Source organism: Jiella mangrovi, from assembly GCF_017815135.1.
GTDB classification, from domain to species: domain Bacteria; phylum Pseudomonadota; class Alphaproteobacteria; order Rhizobiales; family Rhizobiaceae; genus Jiella; species Jiella mangrovi.
On the sequence record NZ_JAGJCF010000009.1, the window covers coordinates 116,391 to 136,502 of the forward strand.

The window sequence follows — 20,112 nt, forward strand, 5'->3', positions numbered from 1 at the left end:
CGCCGAAAACGGGCCCTGCCTGCGGCAGTGATGGTGGCCTTGGCTGGAAGCGTCCCTGCCGCCGAGGGGCGATGTCTTTGGGACGGAGCGGTCGGTCATTTCGAATGGCGGAAACACGCAAATCGCAGATCCCGTTGATGAAGCCGGCAGCCATTTCAAACCGCAGTCCCGCACCATCCGAGCGTCTACGGAACCGGGCATCGACCCCTTGCTGGTCCGAGATAACGAGCGGTTGCGACGCGTTTTGCCCGAACCGGGCCCCGGCTTCGCTTGCCCTTCGCGCCGATCCGCCGGGCGAGGGGAGGCTGGAGCGCGCTTGCGGTGCGAGCGCGATTCGTGGACCGGCGACGACGCGGCCGTGTGCGGATGCTTGACCCTTACTGGATGGAGGCGTGCGCGGCCGTCGAGGCGTTGACGCATGGGTCGAAAGCCATGCGGGTTGCCGTACCCGCAGGGCTTCGCGACAGGATCGACGGGGCCGTCGGCTATGACGCGCCGGCCGATGCCGTGTTGATCCACAAGGGATTGCTGGGCAGCGTGCCGCTGGAAACCCTGGCGAAGACCAGTCCGCTGGTTCCCGAATTCCAGAACGACGTCTTCCTGCTCTTCCGGCTCGATGGCCGCTCCAAGGTCAGCCGAGCCCGCCCGCTGACGTGGCTGTCCCGATTTCTGACCCGGCAAAGGGTCTCGCCGCTCGAGACCTATCTCGACGACGTGGCTTCGGCGCGCTTTGCCGGCTCGCAACGGGTCTTCATCCACATTCCCAAGACGGCGGGCACATCCGTGTTCGAGGCCGCGCGCCAGGCGGCGATCCGGCCGCTCTATCTCGACGATCTGACGGCGCTGCAGACGGCCGTGCCGCATCTTGCTGCATATGATTTGATCGGAGGGCATGTCGGCTTCGATGCGCTTGAAGCCGAGATCGCCGACGCGCAGTATTTCGCCATCGTCCGCGAGCCGCTCGAACGGCTGGTTTCGGTGGCTGGCCATGCCCGCCGCCCCGGGGAAAGGATCGAGAGTTTCAGCCCGGTCATGCGATTCCTGGCGGAAAATTCGCTGCGCGCGTTTCTCGACCGCATGGAAGGGCGGATCGAACTGCGCGTGCAGCAGTGGATGCTGACGGGAAAGATGCAGCCGTCGCAAGCCTTGACCCGCGAGCGGCTCGAAAGGATTGCCGTCGCCACGACGGAGGGGCTCGATCGGTTCCTGCATCGGCAGGGGGCGTCGCTCGGCATCGACCCGGCCAGGCTTCCAAGGCTGAACGTGACGCGCGATCGCCAAAGCCTCGTTTCTCAGGCCGAGATCGACGAGGCCGTCGCAGCCCATGGCGACATGATCGAGGCGGCGCGCGATCTCTATCGCCTCGTGCGGGAACAGGAGCTGGATCGGGAGGCGTAGAACGCGGCGCCTCCCGTGCTTCGATGTCTTCGGCGCACGGCTTCGATCGACCGAGACATGGCGGGTCTGCAATTTGAAGTTCGGCGCCGCCTCTGCCAAGGAGACGGTCGCGAAGGACAGATCCCACTCACGAGCGAGAGAGCACCGACAAGCATGACGCGTTCAACCCATCCCCTGCCCGAAGGCCCTGCGTCATGGGCCGAGGCAAAGGAAGGGCTGGACCCGTTCTGGGCAGCGGCGGTCGCGGCCGCACGGAAGCTGGCGCAAGAGGCGGGCGGAATGTCCATCGCCGTGCCGAAGGCGCTTGCCGGGCGGATCCCGGGTGGCGTGCCCTATGGCACGGATGCGGACGCGGTCCTGCTGCACAAGGGCGAGATGCATCTCGTCCCCTTGGCGATGCTTCGCCGGATCGCCGGTTGGGACCCGGTCTTCGCCAACCCCGTCTTCGTCCTCTACGCCGCGAAGGAGCCCGGCCGCGGCTTCCTTTCTTCGCTCCTGCCCGGGCGCAAGCGATCGCATGTGAAAGTCGTCGAGGCCCACCTTGCGGACGTCGAACGGCGGCGCTTCACCGGCCGGCAGCAGACCGTCCTCATCCATGTGCCCAAGACGGCCGGGACGGCGCTCATTCATGCGGTGAACCGGGGCAGTCTCGTTCGCACGCTGCATCTTGGCGATTCGTCCCGCGAGATGAAAACCGCCCACGAACATCTTCCCGCCTACGACTTCATCGCCGGCCATGTCGGCTTCAACCGGATGCGGGATCACCTGCCGGAGGCGCATTACGTCTCGGTCCTGCGCGATCCGCTCGACCGGCTCGTCTCGCTTGCCGGCCATGCCCGCCGCGTCGACCGGGCCGATCATCTCAGTCGGGCGATGCAGATGCTGCGCGCCATGTCGTTGCGTGAATGGTTCGACCGTGGCGAGGCAGAGCCCGAACTCTTCATCGCCAGTTCCTATCTGACCGGCCACAAGCGGCCCAGCCGCGACCTTCTCTCCGAACGGCTCGAGCGGATCGATGTCGCGACCATGGAGGGATTGCCGCAGTTCTTGAGGCGCAATGCCGATGCTCTCGGCATTGTCAGCGACGAACTTGCCCCCGCCAACGTCACCGAAAACCGCGCGACGCTCGTCCCGCAAGCGGAGGTCGAGGAACTCGTGGCGACCCATGGCGAACTGATCGAGGAAGCGCGTATGCTCTATCGTCTCGTGCGCGAAAGAGAGCGGGCCAGGGATGGGGAGGCCGTCTCACGCGACCGGGCGTTGCTTCGAGGCTGAGAAAGGAGTGCCGCCGATGATGACTGTGAAGATGCCGCCTCTGCCGCTGACCGGCGGGTGCCAGTGTGGGGCGGTTCGCTACGAGATCAGCGCCGTGCCGGTCATGTTCTATCTCTGCCATTGCAGCGAATGTCAGACCCAGACCTCGAGCGCCTTCGGCGAAAGTCTGCGCTGCGATCCGGCCTTCGTGACGGTGACGGGCAAGATGGCGACGACGACCCGGACCGCCGAAAGCGGCACGGTGCGGTTCGGGGATTTCTGCCCCGAATGTGGCGTCAGGATCCAGCATCGCTCGAAGGGCGATCCGGGGCGGTTGAACATCAAGGCCGGGACGCTCGACGACGCCTCTTGGCTCGCGCCGGCGGGCCATATCTGGACACGATCGCGGCAGGTGTTCGTCACCATCGGCGAGGGCGAACTTTCCTATCGCGAAGCTCCGGAGGACGGCGGGGCGGCGATGCAGGCGCGCTGGCGTCAAATGCTCGGGCTGGACGAAGGTTAAGGGGGCCGATTCCGTCGGCTCTATGGAAGGGCGCTGCGGCGCTCGGCGTCCAGTTCCGCAAGGCTTTTCAGCGCCGCCCGCACGATTTCCTCGCGCACTTCGAGTTCGCCTTCGCTGAGCGTCATCCGCTCGAAGTCCGACCACATGATCCATCGCGACAGGCTTCTCTCCTCGGCGCTTTGCTGAAGGAAGATCTGGATGCCCGAATGCCTCGGATCGGCGATGATTGCCGTCATCAAGGTCTCGATCGCGTCGAGCGGTCCCTCCAGCAGCTGGATGAAGCGGTTGAATTCGTGGATCAGCAGGCCGGTGACGGAAATGGTCGGATTGCGCCGGGCCGCCGAGGCGGCGATCGCCTTGACGTCGTCCGCCGTGACGCTCGCTGCGGGGCGCGAGACATAAGCGAGCCTGTAGAGAGTCATGGCCGAACATCCTTCCGCGCCAGGGGATGGGGCGACTTTGGCGTCGCGCCCCGACCATCTGCTTGCATGATAACGACAATATGACTTTGCGATGCTCGCGCCAACTGCCTTCAATCGCGGATCGCGGCCGGCCGTAAGAAGGCGCTTTCAGGAGAAGGAGGCGGCATTGATGGTCAGTGGCAAACGGCGCAGCCGGGCCGTGATCCGGTCCTTCATTCTCGTTCTGGCAGTCGGGGCTCCAGGGACCGAGTTGTGCGCGCAGGAGGCCGGCAGCTCGGCTTCGGAGCGCGCGGTCGAAGGCAAGGGCGCCCGGCAGGACGACGAACTCGCAACCCTGTTTCAGGCCCTTCGCGCTGCCCGGGACGAGGCGAGCGCTCGCCGAATTGAGGACCGGATCTGGCGGCGCTGGATGCAGGCGCCCGACGCGCGCACCGCAGAGCTCGTCCGCGAGGCGATGGCCCGGCGCGAGGTTTACGACTTTGCGGGCGCCAGGTCTCTGCTCGACGAGGCGGTCGCCCGCTCGCCGAACTATGCCGAGGTCTACAATCAGCGTGGCTTCATCCTGTTTCTTCAGGATGATCTCGACGGCGCGCTCGGCGATGTCGACCGGGCGATCGCGCTCGAGCCCCGCCATTTCGCCGCCATGGCCGGACGTGCGCTGATCCTGATGCGGCAGGGCCGGCACCGGCTCGCGCAAAAACAGCTGCGCGAAGCGGTCACGATCGATCCGTACCTGAAGGAGCGGAACCTCCTCGTCGGCGGCGAGCCGGAGCCGGGCAGCCCCGGCATCGAACTTTGAGCCCCGCACCGGCAGGTGAATAGACCTGTTCCGGCGTCGATGACGGCTTGTTGATTTGGCAGGTCGACGGTTGCGGGTAGCCTCGCAAGTGATGATCGGCACGGGGGGCGGGGTGCCGACGATGGATGTGTTCCGAGCGCCGCCGGCACAGGAGTTCAGCCTTTGCGTCTTCGTCTTGCCGGTTTTCTCGCAATCTTGCTTGCCGTGCTCTTCGGGCCGGCGTCTTCGGCATCGGCGCAGCAGGCCGAGCCCGGCGAGCGTCCGAGCCAGTGCCGCGCGATCGCAAGCCTTCTTCCAAGCGTGACCTATGCGCAGTTCTCTCCGTCCGAACGCGGGCTTTTCGACGGCAAGCCGGCCGAACGGACGGTGACGATCACCTACATCACCCACGCGACCTTCCTGATCGAAAGCCCCGAGGGTGTTCGCGCCGCGACGGACTTCGCCGGCTATGCCGGGCCCGTCCTTCCGGACATCGTGACGATGAACAAGGCGCATTCCTCCCACAACACGGCCTTTCCCGATCCGGCGATCCGAAACGTCCTGACCGGTTGGAACCCCGACGGGGACGGCCCGATCCGCCATGCGATCACCGTCGGCGACATGTATGTGCGTAACGTGACGACCGACATTCGCTCCTGGGGCGGCGCAATGGAGGCGGACGGAAACTCGATCTTCATCTTCGAGGTGGCCGGTCTTTGCATCGGGCATCTCGGCCATCTGCACCACATGCTCACGGACGAGAATTTTGCCGCGATCGGCCGGCTCGACATCCTGATGGTCCCGGTCGACGGCGGCATGACCATGAGCCAGGAGGGCATGGGCGAGATCGCCGAGCGGCTGCAATCGCGCATCATCCTGCCGATGCATCGCTTCCGCGGGCCGATCGATCGGTTCCTGTCGAAGGTGCCGGATTTCGACGTAGAGTGGCGTGGTTCCGACAGTTTCAAGGTTTCGGTGACGTCCCTGCCGGATCGGCCGACGGTGATCGTCCTGCCTGGCGTTTAACCGGCCTTCGCCGCAAAGGAATGCCGGGCTTTCGTTCGGCGCGCTGTCCCGGCCATGCCTGTCAAAGTTGCTAACGCGCACGAATAGTCTGACGAAGTACAGAAAATCTTTCGTTTTCAATAAGATGTTGCATTTTTTTGTTGAGCCGCATACCGTAACGATCCAGGGAGACGGCGGAGGCGCGCTATGGATACGATCGAACATTATGTCGATGATCGAACGGCGGGCCGCGATCGGGCTCTCGAGAAGGTTGCAAATCGAAACGAGTTGTTGGTGAAAAGCGGCCTTCTCGCCCATGAGGGTGCGGGCCCATTCGAGCGGATCGTCGATCTTGCCTGCGACGTGTTCGACATCCCCACGGCGCTGTTCACCCTCGTCGGCGACGATTTTCAGGTCTACCTCACCCAGCGCGGGCTGGACGCTGGCCAGCCCTGCGACGAGAAGTCGGCGTTCAAGCATTCCCTGTGCCGTCAGGTCGCCGTCACGGCGCGCACGCTGGCGATTTCGGATGCGGCGAAAGACGCTGTGACGGCCGGCAATCCCAATGTCGAGACCTTCGGGATCGGTGCTTATCTGGGCGTCCCGGTCAGATTGCCGACTGGCGAGGTGATCGGTTCCCTCGCCGTGATTTCCAGCGATCCGTACCATTGGTCCGACCGCGAAGTGCGGCGACTGGAGACTTTGTCGTCGGTTCTGGAGGACGAAATCCGCGTCCGCGTCGGCGAGACGAAATGGCGAAATCTGTTCGACAAGCTCGTCGAGGGCTTCGTTCTCGCCGAGGCCATCCGCGGCGAAACCGGGCGTCTCGTCGACTGGATGCATGTCGAGGTCAACGACGCTTACGGAAAGCTCGTCGGGATCGAGCGGGCGGATGCGCGCGGGAAGAAGGCGAGCGAACTTTTTCCCGATCTCGAAGCGGGCTGGCGCGACGATTTCGCCAAAGTCGTCGACGAGCAGGAGGTCGTCACCTTCATCCGCCATGTCAGCCATAACGGCCGCTGGTACGAGGGCTCCGCCCAGCCCCTGTCGGATGATCGGTTCGTGGTTCTGTTCATCGACGTCACCGCCAGGATGGAAGAGCAGACCCGCCGCGCCGACATGCAGCGCGAAACCGAACATCGCTTGAAGAACAGCCTTGCCGTCGTGGCGTCCATCGCGCGTCAGACGTTTCGCTGCGCAACCAGCATCGAGGATGCGCGCGACACGTTGCTCGGGCGGATCGACGTCCTGACCCGAGCCCATCTGGTCCTGCATGATGGAGGACGCGGCGGGGGGGCGATCGCCGCCGTGCTCGAGACCGCCTTTGCTCCCTTCGCAGGCAAGGGGCGCATGGAAATGAATGGCCCGGCGGTGGTGATCGGGCCGCAGAGTGCGACGAATCTCGCCCTCGTCACCCATGAGCTCGCCACCAACGCGGCCAAATACGGGGCGCTTTCCAGTGAGTCCGGAAGGGTCGATATCGACTGGTGGATCGAGCAGGCCGACGGCGAGGCGATCCTGTCGCTCAACTGGTGCGAGCGCGGCGGCCCGCCGGCCCGACAGCCGGAGAGGCTGAGCATCGGAACGCGCCTGATCAAGGCGGGCCTCCAGGTCGCAGGCGGCCATTGCGAGATCAGATACGAGCCGGAAGGTCTCGTTTGCGAATTGCGCGCGCCGTTGAAGGCGATCCAGGCTCGCTGAAGCCCTCGGACTGAAGAGCTGAGGGGGAAGCGGCCGGTCTGCGGATCGCGACCATCAATCCGAATGTCTGTCAGGTCCTTGCCGACCGCATGACCGCATGACCGCATTGAGAGCGAGGGCCTCCGGCGCATCGGTCTGCGACAGCAGCTACTCAGGTCTCGTCGGGCCATCGCGTGTCGCCGTCACCGCAGCGAAAATCTCGTCGACGAGCCCGTCCTCATGATAGCGGCCGGCAACGAAAGCCGCCGCGAACACCCCGCACACGACAAGCGCATCGCATGATAGGCGCAAAGCCCCGTTCGTCCGACGGTTTCGCCGTCGCAAACGTGCGGGTGTGTGAGTTTTGACATGTCGCGGGGCCATGACGACAGTGTCGCCGCCAAAGGCGAAGGGTTCATGGAGATGATCGCTAAGATCCGAGCAATCCGACTGCCGGTTTTGCGCAGAACTCCGGACCGGCCCGAGGGCGCGAGCCGATCTGGCTACGTCACCGTCGGCGGGCTTCCATGCACCTGCGCCGGGACCTTGCGCGGCTCGTCGGTCGTGCCGCCCTCGGCCGTTCGCGCCGCCGCCTTCTTCTCGGCGTCGAGGCGGCGTTTGCGCTTGGCGAGGATGTTCAGAGCCTCGACGAGCGCCGAGAAGGCCATGGCAGCATAGATGTAGCCCTTCGGGACATGAAAGCCGAGCCCGTCCGCGATCAGCGTCATGCCGATCATCAGAAGGAAGCCGAGGGCGAGCATGACGACCGTCGGATTGGCTTCGATGAAGCGCGACAGCGGCCCCGAAGCGACGAGCATCAGGATCACGGCGGTCACGACGGCGATCACCATGATGCCGACCTCGTCGGTCATGCCGACGGCGGTGATGATCGAATCGATCGAGAAGACGAGATCGAGGATGAGGATCTGAACGATGACCGCGCTCATGGTCACGGTCGCGGCCTTCGAGACCATCGTGTCCTTGTGGTCCTCCGGATCGACCGAATGGTGGATCTCCTTGGTCGCCTTCCAGACAAGGAACAGGCCGCCGGCGATCAGGATCAGGTCGCGCCAGGAAAAGCCGTGGCCGAAGAGTTCGAAGATCGGCTCGGTCAGCTGGACGATGAAGGCGACGGTCGAGAGCAGCCCGAGGCGCAAGATCAGCGCGCAGCCAATGCCGATGCGCCGGGCCGTCGCCCGCTTCTCCTCGGGAAGCTTGTTCGACAGGATCGAGATGAAGACGAGATTGTCGATGCCGAGAACGATTTCCATGATCACGAGCGTGAGCAAGGCCACGTAAGCGGTCGGATCGGCGAGAAAGGCGAACATGTCGGCCATCGGGGCTCCAGGGCGCGAGGTGGTCGAGTGCCCGCCGGATGCTGTGGCGGATTGGCTTAAACTGTAGTCGCTCGCGACAAATGCCAGAGCAGCGTTACCAGAAATCCGGCCGCTGTTCCTGAAGACGCGGCCCGATCCTGAGCGGCGAGACCTTTTCGGCCAGCCCGGTGCGGTCGGAAATCTCGACGGCGAGGCCGGCAATGGTCGCCGGACCCTGCGCGGCCTCGAACCGTCCGCGCGGCACCTTGGTGACGAAGCGGTTGAGCGGCTCTTCTTTTTCCATGCCGAGGGAAGAATCATAGTCGCCGCACATGCCGGCATCGGATTGATAGGCCGTGCCGCCGGACAGGATCTGATGGTCGGCGGTGGGAACGTGGGTGTGGGTGCCGACGACGACGCTGGCACGCCCGTCGAGGAAATGGCCCATCGCCTGCTTCTCGCTCGTCGCCTCGGCATGAAAGTCGAGGATGATCGCGTCGGCCTGTTCGCCGAGCGGGCAGGAGGCGACGAGATTGTCGGCACATGCGAAGGGGTCGTCGAGATCGGGCGACATGAACACCCGGCCCATGATGTTGGAGACGAGAACGCGGGCGCCGTTCCTGGCTTCGTAGAGGCCGGAGCCGTTGCCCGGCGCGCCCCTCGGATAGTTCAGCGGGCGCAGGAAGCGCTCTTCGCGCGGCGCGAAGGCCAGCGCCTCGCGCTGGTCCCACACGTGGTTGCCGGTGGTGACGACATCGGCGCCGGCGCTGAGCGTTTCGTTGAAGATTTCCTCGGTGATGCCGAAGCCCCCCGCCGAGTTTTCGCCGTTGACCACGACGAAATCCAGCCGGTAGTCGGCAACGAGGCCGGGGAGGGCGGCAAACACCGCATTGCGGCCGGAGCGGCCGACCATGTCACCGAGAAACAGAAATCGCATCAGCTCGTCTTGGCACGTTTGCCTGATCAAACTTCTCGATAGACCGTTTGGCTTCCGGACGCGAGCCCGGCCGGTTCATTCCGTCACATGCAGCAAATTTTTGACCGACGGACAGCGAACCGCGACCCCGCTCGTCGAGCGTCCGGATCTGCTTGCGACATTTGGCCTTTGCAAAATTCGACGATCGATCATGAAAAAGTCCCCGGTCTGGCGCTATTGGCCGTCGGCGTTTCGGGCAGACGGAACGGGGGACATGCGGCTTGATCGGCAGGCCCTTTTCGTTCGAGATCGGGCGGGGCCGGCCCGCGTCACCGGTCAAAAAGGGGAACAGGCATGAATGAAGCGCGGCATCGATCCGCAAATCCCGGTCGCCGGCTCGCAGCCGGCCTGGCGCTCGCATTCTCGCTCTTTCTCGCCGGCTGTGCGGGCGGTCTTGGCTCGGTCGATGTCGGCGCGACCCACGGCGTGCCCGTCGATCGGCAATTGGCGCTTGCCTCGATCAACGCCTTCCGTGCCGAGAACGGACTTCCAGCCTTGCGGTTCAACGCGACTCTTGATCAGGTGGCGGAGCGTCAGGCCAGAGCCATGGCGGCACGCGGCGACCTGTCGCACACCGTCGATGGCGGCCTCGCCGATCGTGTCCGCGCTTCCGGCTACGAGGTGATCGCCGCCGCGGAAAACCTCGGCTGGAACTACCCTTCGACGCCGGCGGTGATCACCGGCTGGAAGACGTCGGCCGGCCACCGCAAGAACCTTCTCAACCCGCGTGTCCGGGAAATCGGATTCGCCGCGGCTGCCGGTCCGAACGGGCAGCCTTACTGGGCCCTGGTGATGGGCGCTCAAGGATAGGGCCGGGGGCGCGGCGAGAGGGTCAAAAGCTTGCCGGCGTCACGCGATAGGCGCCGCCGCCGGTGCAGATTCAGACGACGATCACCCCGGCTTCCGTCGCGACGAGATCGAGCGGCACGTCATGGGGATCCATCGGCACGGCCTCGACCTCCTGGCATGCAAAGGCCACCCCGATCAGCATCGGCGCAAGACCCTTGGCCCTCAGGGATGCGATCGCCCGGTCGTAGTAGCCGCGGCCATAACCGATGCGGCCGCCCCGCTTGTCGAAGGCGGCGAGCGGAACCAGCATCATCTCGGGATCGAGTACGGCCGCCTCGGGGCCGGGGGCGAAAGTGCCGAAACCCTGCGGCTCGAGTTCTGCGCCGCGCAGGAGCTCGCGGAACTGCAACGTCCCATCGACGATGGCCGGCACGCATAGGCGCGCGCGCCTGTCCGCGAATGTCATCATCAGGGGCCGGACGTCGATTTCCGAGCGGATCGGCAGAAATCCGGACAGGATGGCGGGAAAGACCTTGATCTGATCTGCAACGAGATCGCGCACGGTCAGGGATGCCTCGATCCGCGCGGACACATCCATCGCGTCGCGCCTTGCAAGCGCCTCGCGGCGGATCCTGGCCTTGTGCTCGCTGATGTCCGTGGCCACGATGTTCCCAGGGTTTCGTCCGAGGAGACGATGACGGCGCTCTCGCCGTGTCCGTCTGACGGATATATCGTCATGGATGATGAGGTGTTGGCGAGCCACCCGGCCGATGGAGAAGTCGAACCCGGGAACCTACAACGTAGGTGGGCGCCGTATGCCCCAGCCCACGGGCCGAGGCAGGGACAGCTCCCTTGGGAATGACTAAGGCCCCGAGGAAATGTTACCCCTGTCGCACCGCGCAGCCCGCCTGCGAGAGATATAGGCGACATGCCGGGGGCGCGAAAGGGAGGCGGATCGAAAATGCTGGCCGGGCTTTCGATCGCCGGTACCGGTGGCACCGTCCCGATGAACGATCCTCCGCTGTTTGACGATGAAGCGCTTTCCTCACGAAAAGCCGCATCGCGACGCTTCCCTCCACCCTTCGAAAGTCTCAAAATGGTTTTCACCGCTGAGTGGCACCCCATATGATCGCAATAACATCAGACCGGCAATTTTTCGTTCCGCATCAAGGGCGCGGGCGATCATGTCGCGACTCCGAGCAAGGATGAGATCATGGACCAGAGAGTTTTTCCGGTTTCCCGGACCGACGCCGAATGGCGCGCGATGCTGACGCCGGACCAATATGCGGTGATGCGCGGCCACGGCACCGAGCGTCCCGGCAGCTGCGCGCTGCTGCACGAGAAGCGGGCGGGTGCCTTTTCCTGCGTCGGCTGCGGCCAGACGCTGTTTGTCGCCACGCGCAAGTTCGAGAGCGGAACCGGCTGGCCGAGTTTCGACACGCCCGTCGAAGGCGCGATCGAGGAGAGCGTCGATCACAGTCACGGCATGGTCCGGACCGAGGTCCACTGTTCCCAATGTGGCAGCCATCTCGGCCACGTCTTTCCCGACGGTCCGCCGCCGACGGGGCTGCGATACTGCATCAACGGCATCGCGCTGGAATTCGAACCGGCGTGATTGCGGATGAAGTCGCCAGGGCCGGCTTGCGGCGGCCCTGACGCGACTGGAAATTAAGCTGCCGCGACAATCATCTCTTCGTTGAGGTCAGCGGCCGAAATATGGGAAGGCTCGCACGCTTCTTGGGAGTGACGTGGTCGATGCGATTTTATGCCTTCATGCAGCGGATTGGGTGGCCGCGTTCCTATCTCGGGAAGATCCTGACCATCTGCTTTTTGGGAACGCATGTCCCGCTGATCACCCTTGCGGTGTGGCTGGTCGCGACGCAGCAGTTCGGCGACGATCTGGCGATCATCGTCGTCGTGCTCATGGCGACCCTCGCCGGTACGGCGGGAGCTCTTTTCGGCCTCTACGGCATGCTCGTGCCGATCCTGCGCGCAACCAGGGCTCTCGACCTTTATGCGCGCGATCGCAAGGAGCCGGAATTGCCCACCATCTATGGCGATGCCGCCGGCCGTCTGATGGCCAGCGTCCAGAGGACGATCCTGCAGCTCGACCGGACGATCGAAAAGCTTGAAAGCCTGTCCGTCACCGACCCCCTGACCGGGCTCTACAACCGCCGCTGGATCGACGATGTCGGCGAGCGTACCGTCGCCATGGCGCGACGCAAAAACCGGGTCGTGTCCCTGCTGGTCATAGACGTCGATCACTTCAAGGTCTTCAACGACCAACACGGCCATTCTCTCGGCGACCAGGTTCTCATTCTCGTCGCCGATGCGATCCGCGACGGGGTGCGCTCGGCAGGAGAAGGCGTCAGGCTTGGCGGTGACGAGTTCTGCGTTCTCATGCCGGACGTCGATCGCGATGCCGCCGAGGAGATCGCCCGGCGCATTCGTCTGGCGACCGAACTCGGCATGGAAACGTTTCTCGATGTCGGACGGGTCACCCTCAGCATCGGCGTATCGTCGCTGCAGCCCGAAGACATGTCGCTCTACGATCTGCAGCGGCGCGCCGACGAGCATCTCTTCAACGCGAAACGATCCGGCCGAAACCGCTTGTCGGCCGGCTGACGTGAAAGAAACGAGGCCGGCCGCTGGAATTACATGGCGGCAGGCCGTATCTGCGGCGCGCAAACAGTCACGCAACCCGGGCATGAGACGATGACGGAGTATTTCGCCTTCTACGGCACGCTCATGGACGGCGCCGGCGATGCCGAAACACCCGAGACCTCCGGACTGGTCAGGCGGGTCGGTAGTTGCCGGCTCGCCGGCATTCTGCGCGATCACGGGGACTATCCCGGCTATTTCCCCGATGGAAAGGGCGGCGCGGAAGACACGGTGCCGGCTCCCGAGCGGCTGGTCGTCGCCGAACTTCACGAGATCCTCAGCGCCGAAGCCTTCGCGGTCTTCGACGAATGGGAGAACTATGATCCCAAAGACGAGGCCGGGTCGATGTATCTGCGGCGACGGGTCAGTCTGGCGGAACCCGCGGGGCTGACCGTGTGGGCCTATGTCTCCCAGCAGCCGGAGAGCGACCCGGTCGTTCCCGGCGGCGACTGGCGGAGACATCGGGCGTCTTCGTCAGGGTGACGAGGCCGGCGGGCCGCCAGTCTGCCTTGCCTGTCAAGGCAGGCGATGGCGCCCGGCTTGGCGTCATGCCTGCAGCTGGCGCTTCGCCTCTTCGCCGAGGGCCCGGAAGACTGTATCGACAATCGCCTTCGTATCGAGGCCGGCCTCGCGGATCATCGCTTCGGGCGAGGCGTGATTGACGAAACGATCGGGCATCGCGATGGGCCGGACCTTCAGCCCGCGGTCGAGAAGGCCGGTCATCGCCAGGAACTGCATGACCTGCGAGCCGAAGCCGCCGACGGCGCCTTCCTCGACGGTCACCAGCACCTCGTGCTCTCTGGCAAGCCGGCCGATCAGGGCGGTATCGAGCGGCTTGACGAAACGGGCATCGACGACCGTCGTCGAAAGGCCGAAACTGTCCAGCTCCCGCGCTGCTGCCATGGCGTCGGCAAGGCGCGTCCCGAGCGAGAGAATGGCGACCTTCGAGCCTTCCTTCATCACTCTTGCGCGGCCGATTTCGAGCATTTCGCCGCGTGACGGCATCTCGACGCCGACACCATTGCCGCGCGGATAGCGGAAGGCGATGGGACCCTCGTCGAAGGCCGCGGCGGTGCGAACCATGTGCTTGAGTTCCGCCTCGTCGCTCGCCGCCATCAGAACCATGCCGGGCAGGGAGGCGAGAAAGCCGACATCGAAGGAGCCGGCATGGGTCGGCCCGTCGGCGCCGACGAAGCCCGCCCGATCGATCGCAAAGCGCACCGGCAGATTCTGGATCGCGACGTCGTGGACGACCTGATCGTAGCCGCGCTGGAGAAATGTCGAATAGATCGCGGCAAAGGGCCGGTAGCCCTCGGAGGCGAGCCCGGCACAGAACGTAACGGCATGCTGCTCGGCGATGCCGACGTCGAAGGTGCGGTCGGGAAAGCGGGCGCCGAACTTGTCGAGGCCGGTGCCGGCCGGCATGGCGGCGTTGACGGCGACGATCCTGTCGTCGTGCTCGGCCTCTTGGATCAGGCTCTCGGCAAAGACGCCGGTATAGCTCGGTGCGTTGGCCTTGGACTTCGACTGGGCGCCGGTGATGACGTCGAATTTCGAGACGCCGTGATACTTGTCGGCCGAGCTTTCCGCCGGCTCGTAGCCCTTGCCTTTCTTGGTGACGACATGGACGAGGATCGGCCCGGCGCCGGCATCGCGAACGTTCTTCAGGATCGGCAGGAGGTGGGTCAGATCGTGGCCGTCGATCGGGCCGACGTAATAGAAGCCGAGTTCCTCGAACAGCGTGCCGCCGGTGAAGAAGGCGCGCGTGTATTCCTCGGTGCGGCGGGCCCCCTCGCGAAAGGGCGCCGGCAGGTGCTTGGTGATGTTCTTGGCCCGGTCGCGAAGCGAGCGGTAGGTCTTGCCCGAAACGAGGCGGGCCAGATAAGAGCTCATCGCGCCCGTCGGCGGGGCGATCGACATGTCGTTGTCGTTGAGGATGACGATCAGCCGGGCGTCGAGCGCGCCGGCATTGTTCATCGCCTCATAGGCCATGCCGGCGCTCATGGCGCCGTCGCCGATCACCGCGACGACCTTGTTGCTGCCTTCGGAGAGGTCGCGGGCGATGGCCATGCCGAGGCCGGCCGAGATCGAGGTGGAGGAATGGCCGGCGCCGAAGGGGTCGTATTCGCTCTCCGCGCGCTTGGCAAAGCCGGACAGACCGCCTTCCTGGCGGATGGTCTTCATGAGTTCGCGGCGGCCGGTCAGGATCTTGTGCGGATAGGCCTGATGGCTGACGTCCCAGATCAGCCGGTCCCGCGGCGTGTCGAAGACGTAGTGCAGCGCGACGGTCAACTCGACGACGCCGAGCCCCGCGCCGAGATGGCCGCCCGTCCTGGAAATCTGGTCGATGAGATCGGACCGCAGTTCATCGGCGAGTTGCGGGAGCTGTTCTTCATCGAGACCGCGCAGATCCTCCGGAAACCGGACCTGATCAAGGAGCGGGGTATTCGTTGTTTCTGCCACCTCAAAACCTTTCACCGACACTGACGCAACCGCAAAGCCTGTCCAGGAGGCCTCGCGGCCCGGCCGCGATGCTCAGGCCAGCAGCACGACGTGTTTATAAATCGTTCAAAGAGTGCATCGTTCAAGCGCTCTACCGCAAGAGCGCCGACGCATTTCGTTGGAATGAAACACGTTTTGCCCCATGTGGGCGCTGGCGCGCCGCAGCCGATGCAGCGCTCGACGCCAGCTTTTCCCGGTGATCGCGACGGCCCGATCACCCCGGATCGAGAGGCTCCGTGCCTGTCGGCTTGCCGGCCCGGTTCAGCTTGATCTTCTCGACCTTGTCCTCGGCGGCCGACAACAGCCGCTCGCAATGGTTCTTCAGTTTCTCGCCCCGCTCGTAGATGCGGATCGAGACGTCGAGGGGCACGTCGCCGCGCTCGAGGTCGGTGACGATCCTTTCGAGCGAGGCGATCGCATCCTCGAAGCTCATGCGCTTGATGTCGCTGTCGTCGGCGGGCAGAGGCGTCGCATCGGTCTCGGCCATGGTCTGGGCCTTTCGTGGATTGGCAATTGGTCGCGGCCCCGATCCTCGAGACGCATGGAAGGGTCGAAGAAGCCGATCAGCCGGTCATCAGCCGCTTGACGTGGGCGGCCGTGGAAAGAGCAAGGCCCTCCAGGTCATAGCCGCCTTCGAGCAGGCTGACGAGACGGCCGCCGGCATGCCGGTCGGCGACGTCGAGGAGCTGGGCCGTCGCCCAGTCGAAGTCGCGCTCGGTCAGATTGATGTTCGCGAGCGGGTCGCGGTGATGGGCGTCGAAACCGGCCGAGATGATGACGAGATCGGGTTCGAAGGCCTCGAGCTCTGGCAGGATGCGCTCGATGAAGGCCGCCTTGAACTCGTCGCCGCCATCGCCCGAGGCGAGCGGAGCGTTGACGATGGTGCCGGCCCCGGTCTCGGTCTTCGCTCCGGTGCCGGGATAGAGCGGCATCTGGTGGGTCGAGGCGTAAAGGACGGAGGGATCGGCCCAGAAGATGTCCTGCGTCCCGTTGCCGTGATGAACGTCCCAGTCGACGATCGCGATCCGTTCGAGACCGTGTGTCGCCTGTGCATGGCGCGCGGCGATGGCGGCGTTGTTGAAAAGGCAGAAGCCCATGGCGGTCGCGGTCTCGGCGTGGTGGCCGGGCGGGCGGGCCGCGACGAAGACGTTTTTCGCCGCGCCGCTGATCACGTCATCGACGGCGGCGGTCGCCCCGCCGGCCGCGTGCAACGCGGCGGTGAAGCTCTTCGGGCTGACGATGGTGTCGCTGTCGATCCGCGCGAGCCCTTCCTCCGGGATCGCCTTGGCGACATTGCGGACATAGTCTTCCGGGTGGCAGCGATAGATCGCCTCGAGCGCCACCTCGGGGGCTTCGACACGGTCGAGATGCTGGAACGCCTCGGCTTCCAGCGCCGCCGCGACGGCCTTCATCCGATCCGGCCGCTCGGGATGTCCCGGGCCGGTCAGGTGTTCTGCGAATAGGTCGTGATAATAGAGCCGGGTGTTCATCTGGCGGAGCTAGCGCCTCGCTTGGCGAGTTCAATCGGCGCGGAGAGGCTCGGCACCGGAGCGTCAGACACGCGTAGCCCCGATCTGGCCGCGATCGATGAGGAAGTGATCGGCGACGGCGCAGGCGACCATCGCTTCGCCGACCGGCACGGCCCTGATGCCGACGCAGGGATCGTGGCGGCCCTTGGTCATCACGTCGACGGCGTTGCCGTCGGCATCGACCGACTGGCGCGGGGTAAGGATCGACGAGGTCGGCTTGACGGCAAAGCGCGCCACAACCGGCTGGCCTGTGGCGATGCCGCCGAGGATGCCGCCGGCGTGGTTGGAGAGATATTCCGGCTTCCCGTCCGTACCGGGGCGCATCTGGTCGGCATTGTCTTCGCCGGAAAGCGCGGCGGCTGCAAAGCCGTCGCCGATCTCGACACCCTTGACCGCATTGATCGACATCAGGCCGCTCGCGATGTCGGCGTCGAGCTTGGCGTAGATCGGCGCGCCGAGGCCGGCGGGCACGCCGTCGGCGACGATCTCGACCACCGCGCCGATCGACGAGCCACGTTTCCTGACCCCGTCGAGAAGCTCGGCCCATTTCGCTGCCGTCGTCGCATCGGGGCAGAAGAACGGATTGCGGGAGACCTCGTCCCAGTCCCAGCGGGCGCGATCGACCCAGACGTCGCCAATGGCGACGAGGGCGCCGCGCACGGTGAGGCCAGGTACGATCTTGCGGGCGATCCCGCCGGCGGCGACCCGCATGGCCGTCTCCCGCGCCGAGGACCTGCCGCCGCCACGATAGTCGCGGATGCCGTATTTTACGTCATAGGTCACGTCGGCATGGCCCGGCCGGTAGCGCCGGGCGATGTCGGAATAGTCCTTGGAACGCTGGTCGGTGTTGTCGATCTGAAGCGCGATGGGCGTGCCGGTCGAAATGTATTCGCCCTCCGCCTCGCCGGGCATGACGCCGGACAGAACGCGTACCTGATCGGGCTCCTGGCGCTGGGTGGTGTAGCGCGACTGCCCGGGACGTCGCCGGTCGAGATGGGCCTGAAGCTCGGCGAGGGTGAAGCGGATGTTCGGCGGCGTGCCGTCGATGGTGCAGCCGATGGCCGGCCCGTGGCTTTCGCCCCAGGTGGTGACGCGGAAGAGATGGCCGAAGCTGTTGTGGGACATGGGGTGTGGTGGCCGATGCGATGGCAGATCGAAGGATTCGTCGAAGCTTTCTCTAAGCGCAAACCTTGCAGCACTGCAAATCGCGTTTCGCCGGGCGGGTCCGCCCCGGGGGCGCGAGACTGTGGGCAACGGGCAGAGGGGAGGGGCAGGGGGCGAAGACAGTCTTCGTGCCCGGTGACGAAGACCCTGGATCGCGGAGTCGGACTGCGTTAAGAATTCACTAAGCATGTTGCATACGATTCAAGACAATTTGCAATCTCCCGGTACGACTTTGGACACAATCGGAGGCGACGTTCATCAAGCCGACGAGAGCAGTCGGATCGGTGCCCGGCGGGGATTTCGAGGATCCGCCAGGCGGCTGCCCGAGGGCAGGGAAAGGTGCAAGGAGACAATGGTCATGACGAGACGCATTCTGGCGCTTTTCGCAAGTTCGTTCCTAACGGTCGCGATGTCGATTCCGGCCATGGCCCGCGAAACCGACGGTGTCATCGAATCGATCGATCGGGACCGGTCGGAGCTGCGGTTGAGCGACGGCGAGATCTATCATCTGCCGCCGGATTTCGACTATGAGGCCGTCGCGCAGGGCATGATGGTCGTGCTGATCTATGATGCGGCCGACGAACAGCCCCTTCTCAGGGCGATCTGAGCTCCGGGCTCTTTTTCTCACAAGATCCCGGAATAGCGCTTGGCGATGCTGGTGAGCGTCGCCTCGCGCCAGCGGCTGTCGCGTTCGGCCCGCGGTTTGTCGATCTCGTAGACGCCTCTGACTCGGGCCGGCCGCTCGGTCAGGAAGATGATCCGGTCGGAAAGCTCCACCGCCTCACGCAGATTGTGGGTGACCATCACCGCAGTCGTCGGCCGCGCCGACCAGACATTCGTCAGCAAGGCCCGCAGCCGGGTCGCCGTCTGTTCGTCGAGCGACACGAAGGGCTCGTCGAGAACCATCAGCGACGGCCGGATGGCGAAGGCCCGCGCCAGCGCGACCCGCCGGGCAAGGCCGAGCGAAAGCTCCGCCGGGTAGCGCGAGCGCATCTCGGCAAGCCCGAGGATCTCGAAGAGATCGTCGAGATCTCCATCCGCTTCCTCGTCCGACAAAACGAGCCGCACATTGTCGTCCACCGTGCGCCAGGGCAGGAGCCGTGGCTCTTGGAAGACGGCTGCGACGCGGCCGCCGGAATCCGGCAGTTTCAGGCTGCCGGAAAACTCCCGATCGAGGCCGAGAATGATGCGCAGCGTCGTGGTCTTGCCGCAGCCGGACGGGCCGATCAACGTCGCAAAACTCGCCGGAGCGACCGAAAAGGCGATCGCTTCGATCGCCCGCACGTCCTCGCCGTCCGCTCCGCGAAAGGTCTTCGCCCGGATATCAACCTCGAGCGCGTTTGGGCCGCCAGCGGGTGGAATGGGCTTCGAAAGGTTGGACAAGGAAAAACTCGATGGTCAGCATCACGGCGACGAAGGCGAGCGTGTAAGCGAGAATCGACGCGACGTCGAAGAGCTGGAAATAGAGGTTGATCTGAAATCCGACACCGTTCGAGCGGCCAAGCAGCTCGACGACGAGAGCGATCTTCCAGATCAGGCTGATGCCGGTGCGCGAGGCCGCGGCGAAATAGGGCTGAAGCTGCGGCAGGACGACATGGCGAAGCGTCTTCATGGCCGAAAACCGGTAGACCCGGGCCATCTCCTCCAGATCGCGGTCGAGCGTGCGGGCGCCCTCGCGCAGGGTGACGACGACATTCGGGATCTTGTTGACCGCGATCGCGCCGATCGCCGCCGCCTCGTTCAGACCGAACCAGATATAGGCGAGCACGATGATCACCAGCGCGGGAATGTTCAGGAAGAGGATCAGCCACGGGTCGAAGAACCGGTTCGCCTCGCGATTCATGCCGAGACAGATGCCGATGACTGAGCCGATCACCATGGCGAGGACGAAGGCCGCGACCACCCGCATCAACGTCATGGCGAGATGGAAGAACAGTTCTCCCGTCGCCGCGTCGCGCCAGAACGCTTCGGCCACCTGAGGCGGCGTCGGCAGGACGCGGCTGTCGGCAAGGATCGCCGCGACCCACCAGATGGCGAGGAGGCCGGCGAGCGAGACGACGGTGACGAGGCGGGGGCCGACGGACGGAAGAACGCCTGCGCCGGACGCAGGCATCA

Annotated in this window: 21 protein-coding genes and 1 other RNA gene; 11 read left to right on the plus strand and 11 right to left on the minus strand. The window is 65.0% G+C overall.

From position 1 onward, the window contains the following. Nucleotides 1-432 precede the first annotated feature (432 nt). The 3 genes from J6595_RS13510 (at nucleotide 433) to J6595_RS13520 (ending at nucleotide 3,175) form a co-directional block, all read left to right on the plus strand. The gene (locus J6595_RS13510; RefSeq protein ID WP_209595088.1) at nucleotides 433-1,398 is read left to right on the plus strand and encodes a hypothetical protein; all 966 of its coding nucleotides are present in this window, start codon (nucleotides 433-435) and stop codon (nucleotides 1,396-1,398) included. A gap of 153 nt (nucleotides 1,399-1,551) precedes the next feature. Continuing rightward, nucleotides 1,552-2,673 (plus strand): hypothetical protein, encoded by a 1,122-nt coding sequence (locus tag J6595_RS13515; RefSeq protein WP_209595089.1) that lies wholly within the window; start codon nucleotides 1,552-1,554, stop codon nucleotides 2,671-2,673. Between the two features lie 16 nt (nucleotides 2,674-2,689). Beyond that, nucleotides 2,690-3,175, plus strand: coding sequence for a GFA family protein (locus tag J6595_RS13520; RefSeq protein WP_209595090.1), 486 nt, complete (start codon nucleotides 2,690-2,692; stop codon nucleotides 3,173-3,175). A gap of 20 nt (nucleotides 3,176-3,195) precedes the next feature. Here J6595_RS13520 and J6595_RS13525 read toward each other — a convergent pair whose 3' ends face one another. Beyond that, complete coding sequence (locus J6595_RS13525; RefSeq protein WP_209595091.1) at nucleotides 3,196-3,597, minus strand: BLUF domain-containing protein; 402 nt, start codon at nucleotides 3,595-3,597, stop codon at nucleotides 3,196-3,198. A gap of 169 nt (nucleotides 3,598-3,766) precedes the next feature. On the opposite strand from J6595_RS13525, the gene J6595_RS13530 reads away from it, so the two are divergent. The 3 genes from J6595_RS13530 to J6595_RS13540 all read left to right on the plus strand — a co-directional run bounded on the left by J6595_RS13530 (nucleotide 3,767) and on the right by J6595_RS13540 (nucleotide 7,081). Continuing rightward, nucleotides 3,767-4,396: a tetratricopeptide repeat protein gene (locus J6595_RS13530; protein ID WP_209595092.1), complete on the plus strand. Its 630-nt coding sequence runs from the start codon at nucleotides 3,767-3,769 to the stop codon at nucleotides 4,394-4,396. A 162-nt stretch (nucleotides 4,397-4,558) separates the two neighbouring features. Then, nucleotides 4,559-5,401 (plus strand): MBL fold metallo-hydrolase, encoded by an 843-nt coding sequence (locus J6595_RS13535; protein WP_245198284.1) that lies wholly within the window; start codon nucleotides 4,559-4,561, stop codon nucleotides 5,399-5,401. A gap of 273 nt (nucleotides 5,402-5,674) precedes the next feature. Further along, nucleotides 5,675-7,081: a sensor histidine kinase gene (locus J6595_RS13540; protein ID WP_209595093.1), complete on the plus strand. Its 1,407-nt coding sequence runs from the start codon at nucleotides 5,675-5,677 to the stop codon at nucleotides 7,079-7,081. A 482-nt stretch (nucleotides 7,082-7,563) separates the two neighbouring features. Here J6595_RS13540 and J6595_RS13545 read toward each other — a convergent pair whose 3' ends face one another. Both J6595_RS13545 and J6595_RS13550 read right to left on the minus strand, forming a co-directional pair. Next, nucleotides 7,564-8,397, minus strand: coding sequence for a TerC family protein (locus J6595_RS13545; RefSeq protein WP_209595094.1), 834 nt, complete (start codon nucleotides 8,395-8,397; stop codon nucleotides 7,564-7,566). 94 nt (nucleotides 8,398-8,491) lie between these two features. Continuing rightward, on the minus strand, nucleotides 8,492-9,313 hold the full coding sequence (locus J6595_RS13550) for a TIGR00282 family metallophosphoesterase (RefSeq protein WP_209595095.1): 822 nt from the start codon (nucleotides 9,311-9,313) through the stop codon (nucleotides 8,492-8,494). A gap of 333 nt (nucleotides 9,314-9,646) precedes the next feature. Between J6595_RS13550 and J6595_RS13555 the strand changes: the two genes are divergently transcribed. Next, complete coding sequence (locus J6595_RS13555; RefSeq protein ID WP_209595096.1) at nucleotides 9,647-10,162, plus strand: CAP domain-containing protein; 516 nt, start codon at nucleotides 9,647-9,649, stop codon at nucleotides 10,160-10,162. A gap of 70 nt (nucleotides 10,163-10,232) precedes the next feature. On the opposite strand, the gene J6595_RS13560 is transcribed toward J6595_RS13555, so the two are convergent. Then, nucleotides 10,233-10,805 carry a 5-formyltetrahydrofolate cyclo-ligase gene (locus J6595_RS13560; RefSeq protein WP_342453189.1) on the minus strand — a complete coding sequence of 191 codons (573 nt, stop codon included), beginning with the start codon at nucleotides 10,803-10,805 and terminating at the stop codon, nucleotides 10,233-10,235. An 88-nt stretch (nucleotides 10,806-10,893) separates the two neighbouring features. Continuing rightward, nucleotides 10,894-11,050: non-coding RNA, 6S RNA (gene ssrS / locus J6595_RS13565), on the minus strand. Nucleotides 11,051-11,354: 304 nt separating this feature from the next. On the opposite strand from ssrS, the gene msrB reads away from it, so the two are divergent. The 3 genes from msrB to J6595_RS13580 all read left to right on the plus strand — a co-directional run bounded on the left by msrB (nucleotide 11,355) and on the right by J6595_RS13580 (nucleotide 13,285). After that, nucleotides 11,355-11,756 (plus strand): peptide-methionine (R)-S-oxide reductase MsrB, encoded by a 402-nt coding sequence (gene msrB, locus J6595_RS13570; RefSeq protein ID WP_209595097.1) that lies wholly within the window; start codon nucleotides 11,355-11,357, stop codon nucleotides 11,754-11,756. A gap of 140 nt (nucleotides 11,757-11,896) precedes the next feature. Then, nucleotides 11,897-12,766, plus strand: coding sequence for a GGDEF domain-containing protein (locus J6595_RS13575; RefSeq protein ID WP_209595098.1), 870 nt, complete (start codon nucleotides 11,897-11,899; stop codon nucleotides 12,764-12,766). Between the two features lie 90 nt (nucleotides 12,767-12,856). Continuing rightward, a complete protein-coding gene (locus tag J6595_RS13580) occupies nucleotides 12,857-13,285 on the plus strand; it encodes a gamma-glutamylcyclotransferase family protein (protein WP_209595099.1) in 429 nt (142 codons plus the stop codon). A 63-nt stretch (nucleotides 13,286-13,348) separates the two neighbouring features. Here J6595_RS13580 and dxs read toward each other — a convergent pair whose 3' ends face one another. The 4 genes from dxs to aroC all read right to left on the minus strand — a co-directional run bounded on the left by dxs (nucleotide 13,349) and on the right by aroC (nucleotide 17,958). Further along, complete coding sequence (dxs, locus tag J6595_RS13585) at nucleotides 13,349-15,265, minus strand: 1-deoxy-D-xylulose-5-phosphate synthase (RefSeq protein WP_209595100.1); 1,917 nt, start codon at nucleotides 15,263-15,265, stop codon at nucleotides 13,349-13,351. Nucleotides 15,266-15,518: 253 nt separating this feature from the next. Beyond that, a complete protein-coding gene (locus tag J6595_RS13590) occupies nucleotides 15,519-15,791 on the minus strand; it encodes an exodeoxyribonuclease VII small subunit (protein WP_209595101.1) in 273 nt (90 codons plus the stop codon). 76 nt (nucleotides 15,792-15,867) lie between these two features. Next, on the minus strand, nucleotides 15,868-16,794 hold the full coding sequence (locus J6595_RS13595) for a histone deacetylase family protein (RefSeq protein WP_209595102.1): 927 nt from the start codon (nucleotides 16,792-16,794) through the stop codon (nucleotides 15,868-15,870). 63 nt (nucleotides 16,795-16,857) lie between these two features. Next, on the minus strand, nucleotides 16,858-17,958 hold the full coding sequence (aroC, locus tag J6595_RS13600; RefSeq protein ID WP_209595103.1) for a chorismate synthase: 1,101 nt from the start codon (nucleotides 17,956-17,958) through the stop codon (nucleotides 16,858-16,860). 397 nt (nucleotides 17,959-18,355) lie between these two features. Here aroC and J6595_RS13605 point away from each other — a divergent pair, with 397 nt between their 5' ends. Then, complete coding sequence (locus J6595_RS13605; protein ID WP_209595104.1) at nucleotides 18,356-18,604, plus strand: DUF1344 domain-containing protein; 249 nt, start codon at nucleotides 18,356-18,358, stop codon at nucleotides 18,602-18,604. Between the two features lie 17 nt (nucleotides 18,605-18,621). On the opposite strand, the gene J6595_RS13610 is transcribed toward J6595_RS13605, so the two are convergent. Next, nucleotides 18,622-19,380: an ABC transporter ATP-binding protein gene (locus tag J6595_RS13610; protein ID WP_245198286.1), complete on the minus strand. Its 759-nt coding sequence runs from the start codon at nucleotides 19,378-19,380 to the stop codon at nucleotides 18,622-18,624. Further along, nucleotides 19,322-20,110 (minus strand): ABC transporter permease, encoded by a 789-nt coding sequence (locus J6595_RS13615; protein ID WP_209595172.1) that lies wholly within the window; start codon nucleotides 20,108-20,110, stop codon nucleotides 19,322-19,324. Before J6595_RS13615 ends, J6595_RS13610 begins: the two co-directional genes overlap by 59 nt. Between the last annotated feature and the right edge of the window lie 2 nt (nucleotides 20,111-20,112).